Source organism: Acinetobacter sp. YWS30-1 (genome assembly GCF_033558715.1).
Lineage (GTDB): Bacteria > Pseudomonadota > Gammaproteobacteria > Pseudomonadales > Moraxellaceae > Acinetobacter.
Window position 1 is genome coordinate 1 of the sequence record NZ_CP114611.1, and the last position, 7,639, is coordinate 7,639.

General features: G+C 38.0%; 7 protein-coding genes. 5 read left to right on the top strand and 2 right to left on the bottom strand.

Annotated features, from left to right (window positions below; translation table 11 throughout):
- The 4 genes from repM to O4M77_RS15685 all read left to right on the top strand — a co-directional run bounded on the left by repM (position 1) and on the right by O4M77_RS15685 (position 4,614).
- Positions 1-924, top strand: a complete 924-nt coding sequence (gene repM / locus O4M77_RS15670; protein WP_004282204.1) for a replication initiation protein RepM — start codon at positions 1-3, stop codon at positions 922-924.
- Between the two features lie 67 nt (positions 925-991).
- Positions 992-1,528, top strand: a complete 537-nt coding sequence (locus tag O4M77_RS15675; protein WP_323714146.1) for a plasmid replication DNA-binding protein — start codon at positions 992-994, stop codon at positions 1,526-1,528.
- Positions 1,529-2,198: 670 nt separating this feature from the next.
- Positions 2,199-3,674, top strand: a complete 1,476-nt coding sequence (gene msr(E) / locus O4M77_RS15680; protein WP_000052512.1) for an ABC-F type ribosomal protection protein Msr(E) — start codon at positions 2,199-2,201, stop codon at positions 3,672-3,674.
- A gap of 55 nt (positions 3,675-3,729) precedes the next feature.
- Positions 3,730-4,614 carry an Mph(E) family macrolide 2'-phosphotransferase gene (locus O4M77_RS15685; RefSeq protein ID WP_000155092.1) on the top strand — a complete coding sequence of 295 codons (885 nt, stop codon included), beginning with the start codon at positions 3,730-3,732 and terminating at the stop codon, positions 4,612-4,614.
- Between the two features lie 138 nt (positions 4,615-4,752).
- On the opposite strand, the gene O4M77_RS15690 is transcribed toward O4M77_RS15685, so the two are convergent.
- Positions 4,753-5,184, bottom strand: a complete 432-nt coding sequence (locus tag O4M77_RS15690) for a hypothetical protein (protein ID WP_039090891.1) — start codon at positions 5,182-5,184, stop codon at positions 4,753-4,755.
- Between the two features lie 17 nt (positions 5,185-5,201).
- Positions 5,202-5,468, bottom strand: coding sequence for a mobilization protein (locus O4M77_RS15695; protein WP_088749624.1), 267 nt, complete (start codon positions 5,466-5,468; stop codon positions 5,202-5,204).
- A gap of 209 nt (positions 5,469-5,677) precedes the next feature.
- Between O4M77_RS15695 and mobQ the strand changes: the two genes are divergently transcribed.
- Complete coding sequence (gene mobQ / locus O4M77_RS15700; protein ID WP_323714145.1) at positions 5,678-7,114, top strand: MobQ family relaxase; 1,437 nt, start codon at positions 5,678-5,680, stop codon at positions 7,112-7,114.
- Positions 7,115-7,639: the final 525 nt, after the last annotated feature.

Genomic DNA, 7,639 nt, shown 5'->3' on the forward strand with positions numbered 1-7,639 from the left:
ATGAAAACCGAACTAATTGTCAAAGATAACGCTTTAATTAATGCTAGTTATAACCTTGATCTAGTAGAACAACGATTAATTCTTTTAGCTATCGTTGAAGCCAGGGAATCAGGTAAAGGGATAAATGCTAATGATCCATTAACAGTTCATGCTGAAAGTTATATCAATCAATTTGGTGTACATCGAAATACTGCTTATCAAGCCTTAAAAGATGCTTGCGATGACCTATTTGCAAGACAATTCAGTTATCAAAGTCTTAGTGAAAAAGGTAATGTTATTAATCACAAGTCAAGATGGGTAAGCGAGGTTGCTTATATTGATAATGAGGCTGTCGTTAGACTTATTTTTGCTCCTGCTATTGTGCCTTTAATAACTCGATTAGAAGAACAATTTACAAAGTATGAGATACAGCAAATAAGCAATTTAACGAGTGCTTATGCTGTTCGCTTATATGAAATATTGATTGCGTGGCGTAGTACCGGAAAAACGCCTCTTATAACTATCTACGATTTCAGACAAAAAATAGGTGTACTCGAGACTGAATACAAAAGGATGTACGATTTTAAGAAATATGTTTTAGACATTGCATTAAAGCAAGTAAATGAACATACCGATATTAATGTCAAAGTTGAACAACATAAAACCGGTAGATCCATTACGGGCTTTTCATTTAGCTTCAAACAGAAAAAGTCAGCAACAAATACAGCCAATGACATTAGTCAGGACAAAGAGCTAAAAATCAATTTGACTGATGCACAACGATATTTATTTGCTAGTAAATTATCAGAACTTCCTGAGATGGCTAAACTTTCACAAGGTAATGAAAGCTATGAACAGTTTGCTGCTCGGATTGTAACCATGCTACAAGAGCCAAATAAATTAAAAGAATTTATGCCATTACTTCGAAAAGTCGGCTTTCAATGAATGATGTCAATTGACATAGTAAAGTTAACAATCAACTATTAACACTATTTGAAAACTGGTTTACATAATGAAAAAACTGTCAGTTTCAGAACTAGCGAAATTATATGGATATTCAAGACAAGCTGTATATGCCCATATAAAGAAAGGAAATTTATCAAAAGGATCGGATGGATTAATTGACTTTTCAGAAGCCTTAAGAGTTTTTGGGGAACCACAAAAAAGCAATTCTAGTGTCAACCAAAGTCAATCAACTAGTAGGCATAACTTAACAGAAGTTGACTTGCTAAAACGTCAAGTTGACATGCTGGAAAAACAATTAAATCAGGCAATACAAAGAGAAAATCAATCATTAGAACGTGAATCGTTTTATCAAGAACAGATTGAGGCCATGCAGCGCTTACTGGAAGCTCCAAAAGCCAATATGACTACGTTTGCCGATCATAAATCTGAACAGGATATAGCAACAGATTCTCGGCCACAGACTGAATCGAACTATGACGGATTGACTACTCCAGAGAACAAACGCATCCCTGTTCCAGAACATATTGAGCCTACACCTAAAAAGAGGGGCTTCCTGAGTCGTTTTTTCCTTCCTTACGGTTAACCAGGACTCCACTTTTTTGATGAGCCAATTTCAGTGCAAGCACATGAAATAATGACTCCTCAAAAAACCGGATGATGTTTATTAAAACTGAATAAAACCGTGGAACATTGTTTATTTATTAAGCGTGGAACATGATAAAACAATAAAAAAGCCCGATCTGGAGGATACGGGCCAATCAAAATGATATATACCATTGATTAATAAAGACAATTATAACGCATTTCGTATAAGGTGTATTATGTTAATTTTAGAAAATCTTCACTACTATTATTTTAAAATAAGCCTTATATCCAAGCATAAAACAAGGTTGTCTAGACTTCTTTTAACAGTAAAGTTATCATAAAACTGAATTTTATTTTTTAGGTAAGTTTATGCATTCTATCCGCATTCGTTAAGACACAACTATTTGCATAGTGACACTATTTTATAATGGTGGGCTTTTGTTGTGTCTTTAAGAATATATGCGGATATATAAAGTAAAAGTATGCTTAATTTATAAGTATGCTTTTAGTGCATAGTTTCCAGTTATAACTTAATTGACTAGCTATTTGTCCACCCTGTGGATGAATAGCTTTTTTTTTGGGAGGACACTGTGATGCTAGCTTTTGTTTTCACCTAAATCCTGTTTGCTGCATAAAAAATTTCAAGAGCTAAACAGGAGTAAATAAAAATGAGTTTAATTATTAAAGCGAGAAACATACGCTTGGATTATGCTGGGCGTGATGTTTTGGATATTGATGAATTGGAAATTCACTCTTATGACCGTATTGGTCTTGTGGGTGATAACGGAGCAGGAAAGAGTAGTTTACTCAAAGTACTTAATGGCGAAATTGTTTTAGCCGAAGCGACATTACAGCGTTTTGGTGATTTTGCACATATCAGCCAACTGGGCGGAATCGAAATAGAAACGGTCGAAGACCGGGCAATGTTATCTCGCCTTGGTGTTTCCAATGTACAAAACGACACAATGAGTGGCGGAGAGGAAACTCGTGCAAAAATTGCTGCCGCATTTTCCCAACAAGTACATGGCATTCTAGCGGATGAACCAACCAGCCACCTTGATCTCAATGGAATAGATCTACTTATTGGTCAACTTAAAGCATTTGATGGAGCATTACTTGTTATCAGTCATGACCGATATTTTCTTGATATGGTTGTAGACAAGATATGGGAGTTAAAAGACGGTAAAATTACGGAATATTGGGGTGGTTACTCGGATTACTTGCGTCAAAAAGAAGAAGAGCGACAACACCAAGCCGTAGAATATGAGCTGATGATGAAGGAACGGGAGCGATTAGAATCTGCTGTGCAAGAAAAACGCCAGCAAGCTAATCGATTAGACAATAAGAAAAAAGGAGAAAAATCCAAAAACTCTACCGAAAGTGCTGGACGACTTGGGCATGCAAAAATGACTGGCACCAAGCAAAGAAAACTGTATCAGGCAGCTAAGAGTATGGAAAAGCGTTTGGCTGCATTAGAAGATATTCAAGCACCAGAGCATTTGCGTTCTATTCGTTTTCGTCAAAGTTCAGCCCTAGAACTGCACAATAAGTTCCCGATTACGGCAGATGGTCTGAGCTTAAAATTTGGTAGCCGTACTATCTTTGATGACGCTAACTTTATAATACCGCTTGGCGCTAAAGTCGCTATAACTGGATCGAATGGAACAGGGAAAACGTCCTTGTTAAAAATGATATCAGAACGTGCTGATGGATTAACCATATCTCCAAAAGCTGAAATTGGCTACTTTACACAAACAGGATATAAATTTAACACGCATAAATCTGTGCTCTCCTTTATGCAGGAAGAGTGCGAGTACACAGTTGCGGAAATTCGTGCAGTATTGGCTTCAATGGGGATCGGAGCGAATGATATTCAAAAAAACTTATCCGACTTATCGGGAGGTGAAATCATCAAACTGCTTTTATCCAAAATGCTTTTAGGAAAATATAATATTTTGCTTATGGATGAACCAGGAAACTATCTTGACCTAAAAAGTATTGCCGCATTAGAAACAATGATGAAGTCCTATGCAGGAACTATTATCTTCGTATCTCATGACAAGCAATTGGTCGATAATATTGCTGACATTATCTACGAGATCAAAGACCACAAAATCATCAAGACTTTTGAGAGAGATTGTTAATGATAGCCAATCTAATCCGAACATTAATTATTGAACTCTTTAAAGGAAATTAAAAATGACAATTCAAGATATTCAATCACTTGCTGAAGCACACGGCTTGTTGCTTACGGACAAAATGAATTTCAATGAAATGGGCATTGATTTTAAGGTCGTTTTTGCTCTTGATACAAAGGGGCAACAATGGTTGCTGCGTATTCCTCGTCGTGATGGCATGAGGGAACAAATCAAGAAAGAAAAACGCATTTTAGAATTGGTAAAAAAACATCTTTCTGTAGAGGTTCCTGATTGGAGAATTTCATCTACAGAATTAGTGGCTTATCCCATACTTAAAGATAATCCTGTTTTAAATTTGGATGCTGAAACCTATGAAATAATTTGGAATATGGACAAAGATAGCCCGAAATACATAACATCTTTGGCAAAAACCTTATTTGAAATCCATAGTATTCCTGAAAAAGAAGTTCGGGAAAATGATTTGAAAATTATGAAACCTTCAGATTTAAGACCTGAAATAGCAAACAATTTGCAGTTAGTAAAATCTGAAATTGGTATAAGTGAGCAATTGGAAACCCGCTACAGAAAATGGTTGGATAATGATGTTCTATGGGCAGATTTCACCCAATTTATACATGGCGATTTATATGCTGGGCATGTACTAGCTTCAAAGGATGGAGCTGTTTCAGGCGTTATTGATTGGTCAACAGCCCATATAGATGACCCAGCGATTGATTTTGCTGGGCATGTAACTTTGTTTGGAGAAGAAAGCCTCAAAACTCTAATCATCGAGTATGAAAAACTAGGGGGTAAAGTTTGGAATAAACTATATGAACAGACTTTAGAAAGAGCAGCGGCCTCTCCTTTGATGTATGGTTTATTTGCCTTAGAAACTCAAAATGAAAGCCTTATCGTTGGAGCAAAAGCTCAGTTGGGAGTTATATAATTTAAAAATATGATTGCTGAGAACTGCCTTGTTTTGAAACTTGGTTGGCTTTAATTAGTTTTTAGTATTCTTTATAGAAAATGCCTCGATCAAGGGGCATTTCTAACAATCATTTAACATAAAATTTCTTATGCGAAATTACATACCAACTTTAACCACATTGTGGACAGGTTGGATTTTAGAGATAAGAAAAACTTCTAGGGCATTTGCTAAATAAGCCGTATCACGCTCAAAGCCTATTGTAATGATGGATCCAGCATCTTTCAGTCTTGGATCTATCGCAATATATTCAGTTTTATCTTCATTCCATCGGCAATATTTCATTACCCTGGCGCTTAAGCCATTACCACGATAACGGCCAGCACCTCTAGAAGTCCCAACACCGATATAAGTCACTAAATCCCCTTTGACAAACGCATATACACCTTGTTTATCGTAATTAGGAATTTTTCCAAAATTAAAATGTACTGGTGACCATTCAGGAGGCTTTCCTAATAGGTCTACATTCCAGTGATGTTCGAAGAATAATTCTGTATTACGTATTAACTTATTAAGTGTTGGATCTTCCACTACTTATCCCTCAAAATTTATAAATTAAAAAGCTTTCGGTCACGCTCATCTGTTAAATACTTATCCATCTGAGCAATTAATTTAGCTCTGGCTTGTTCATCATCTTCAGTGATCTTTAGCATACAGGATCCAATTAAAATTTTGCGTCTGGTATCATCCTTTCGAGCTTGTTCTTTCTCTTTAGCACGTTCTCTTGCCAGTGCTGCCTGTCTTTGAGCCTTTAACTGCTTTAGCTTTTCTTCCTGTGCTTTGATTTTGCTGTCTAGTGTTTCAGTAACGCTCATTAATCCAATACCATCATCCTGGGAAACCATCCCTAACATAAGCGCACTTGAATATGCATTCAAGGTGCTATATGTATAGTAATGTTTTCCTCGAAGAGCGCACTTATGCAAACTTCGTTTGCAAGTCCGATGGGGGTCTCCCCAATACCCCGACAACCGTATCCACGGTTGTATTTCACTACGTGAAAATTTAAAAGCGAAAAATAGGCATGGCGATTTACCACTTTTCAGTCAAAACCGTAGCACGATCAGCAGGGCGTTCCGCTACTGCTGCGATTGCCTATCGGGCAGGTGAAAAGATCTATTGTGAACGTGAGGGCCGAGAACATGATTACAGCCGAAAAACAGGTGTGGAATATAAAGAAATTTATTTACCCGAAGGCGCACCAGAACATTTAAAAAACCGGGAAAGACTCTGGAACGAAGTTGAACAACGGGAAACCCGAAAAAACTCGACAGTTGCCCGAGAATTTGAAATCGCTTTTCCAAGTGAATTAAATCAGGAACAACGCCTGGCCATGCTCGAAGAGCTATGCGCCAGTATCGTGGACAGACATCAGGTGGCCGTCGATGCCTGTATTCATGCACCGCATACTGGATCTGGTAGTGATGAACGCAATTATCACGCGCATATCCTGATGAGCACACGCAAACTTACTCCGGAAGGCTTCACCGAGAAAACCCGGGAACTGGATCAGAAACACAGTGGAGAAATCGAACACTGGCGCGAACACTTTGCCGATATCTGCAATATGCACCTGGATCTGGCTGGATACACTGCCCGAGTCGACCACCGCAGCTACAAAGACCAGGAGAATGGTTTAGAAGCCACGCTGCACGAAGGGCCGAAAGTCACCGAACTACGTAGAAGAGGCATCGAAACCGAAATCAGCCGAAGCAATGACGAAATCAAACAGAGAAATCAGGCTCAGTTGCAATACGGCAAAAATATGGATCTGCTGATTGCTGAAAATGAGATCAAACTCAATACACTAAAAACTGAACAGCAGATCCAAATCAAAAATAGTGCTAAAACGCCACCAATTGACGAAAAAGCCCTGTTTGAAGAAAAACAGAGGGAAACCCTTGGCAAAGTGCTAAATCGCGAAATCAGCGCAAAAGACGCGAATCTAGACCTAGAATTTATGCAGGATGTTTTTAAAAAGGCAGAAAACACCTTGGGCAAGATGCAAAAGCATAAAAATGAGTTTAGTCAGCAGCTCGCCCAAGACATCGTGAAAAACAGACTGAAACAAAGTCATGACAAGTTGCAAAGTCTGGTCGATCAACACAATGAATTAACCCAAAACAAACCCTTACTGTTTGGAAAAAAAGCCTGGGAAGCCCAACGTGACGAGGTTTATCAGGAACACAAAAAGCTAAAAGGTCAGCATGAACACCAGAAAAAACATGGTGTGAAGGATTTATTGGAAAATGAAAAGTTCAAAGAACATGCCTGGAAGCAGTACCAACAACAACATCCGGCCAAAGCCAAGCAATACCAGACTTTATACTCAACCTATCAAGTCATTAAAAAATGTGTGAATGAGATCAAAGCAGAACAACAGCTGAAACTCAGACAAGAACAACAACTCAAAGCACAGCAACATGCGCCTAGAATGAAATCTCGTGGCATGAGTCGCTAAACAGAGCGAGTGTCTACGAGCGAACTGAGAAAATTTGCCCATCCCTTTCCCTGATTACAAGCTCCCTATCCATCAATCACCTGCTTTACAGAGCATCCCTAATGGGTGCGAACTTTCCAAGTTTGATTCCTAAACCGAGCGAAGCGAGAAAAAAAGCTTATGAGCGAAGCGAGTTCCGAGTTGCTTTTGCTTTTTATTGAAGTTACCTAGGGATTAACCAAAAATTGCCCCAACGAATCGAGCGAAAGCGAGATTCAATAGAGTTTGAGCGAAGCGAAAACCAAGGGCAATTTTTCATGAAATATGCTTTTAATTATTTTTAAGCTTTTAAATGCTTTTAGATAGCCTGTAAACCTGAATTTATAAGGCTTTGAGAGATTATAAAACGAGGTTTACCTTGCATTAAAACGAGGTTTACCTTGCATTAAAACGAGGTTTACCTTGCATTAAAACGAGGTTTACCTTGCATTAAGCGAGTTGATAATATAACCTCGTCTTATTGACTTAAAAATATAAATTTTTCAT

Coding starts and splice junctions, on each gene's coding strand:
- repM (WP_004282204.1), top strand. CDS start 1: ATGAAAACCGAACTAATTGTCAAAGATAACGCTTTAATTAATGCTAGT.
- O4M77_RS15675 (WP_323714146.1), top strand. CDS start 992: ATGAAAAAACTGTCAGTTTCAGAACTAGCGAAATTATATGGATATTCA.
- mobQ (WP_323714145.1), top strand. CDS start 5,678: ATGGCGATTTACCACTTTTCAGTCAAAACCGTAGCACGATCAGCAGGG.
- O4M77_RS15695 (WP_088749624.1), bottom strand. CDS start 5,468: ATGAGCGTTACTGAAACACTAGACAGCAAAATCAAAGCACAGGAAGAA.
- O4M77_RS15685 (WP_000155092.1), top strand. CDS start 3,730: ATGACAATTCAAGATATTCAATCACTTGCTGAAGCACACGGCTTGTTG.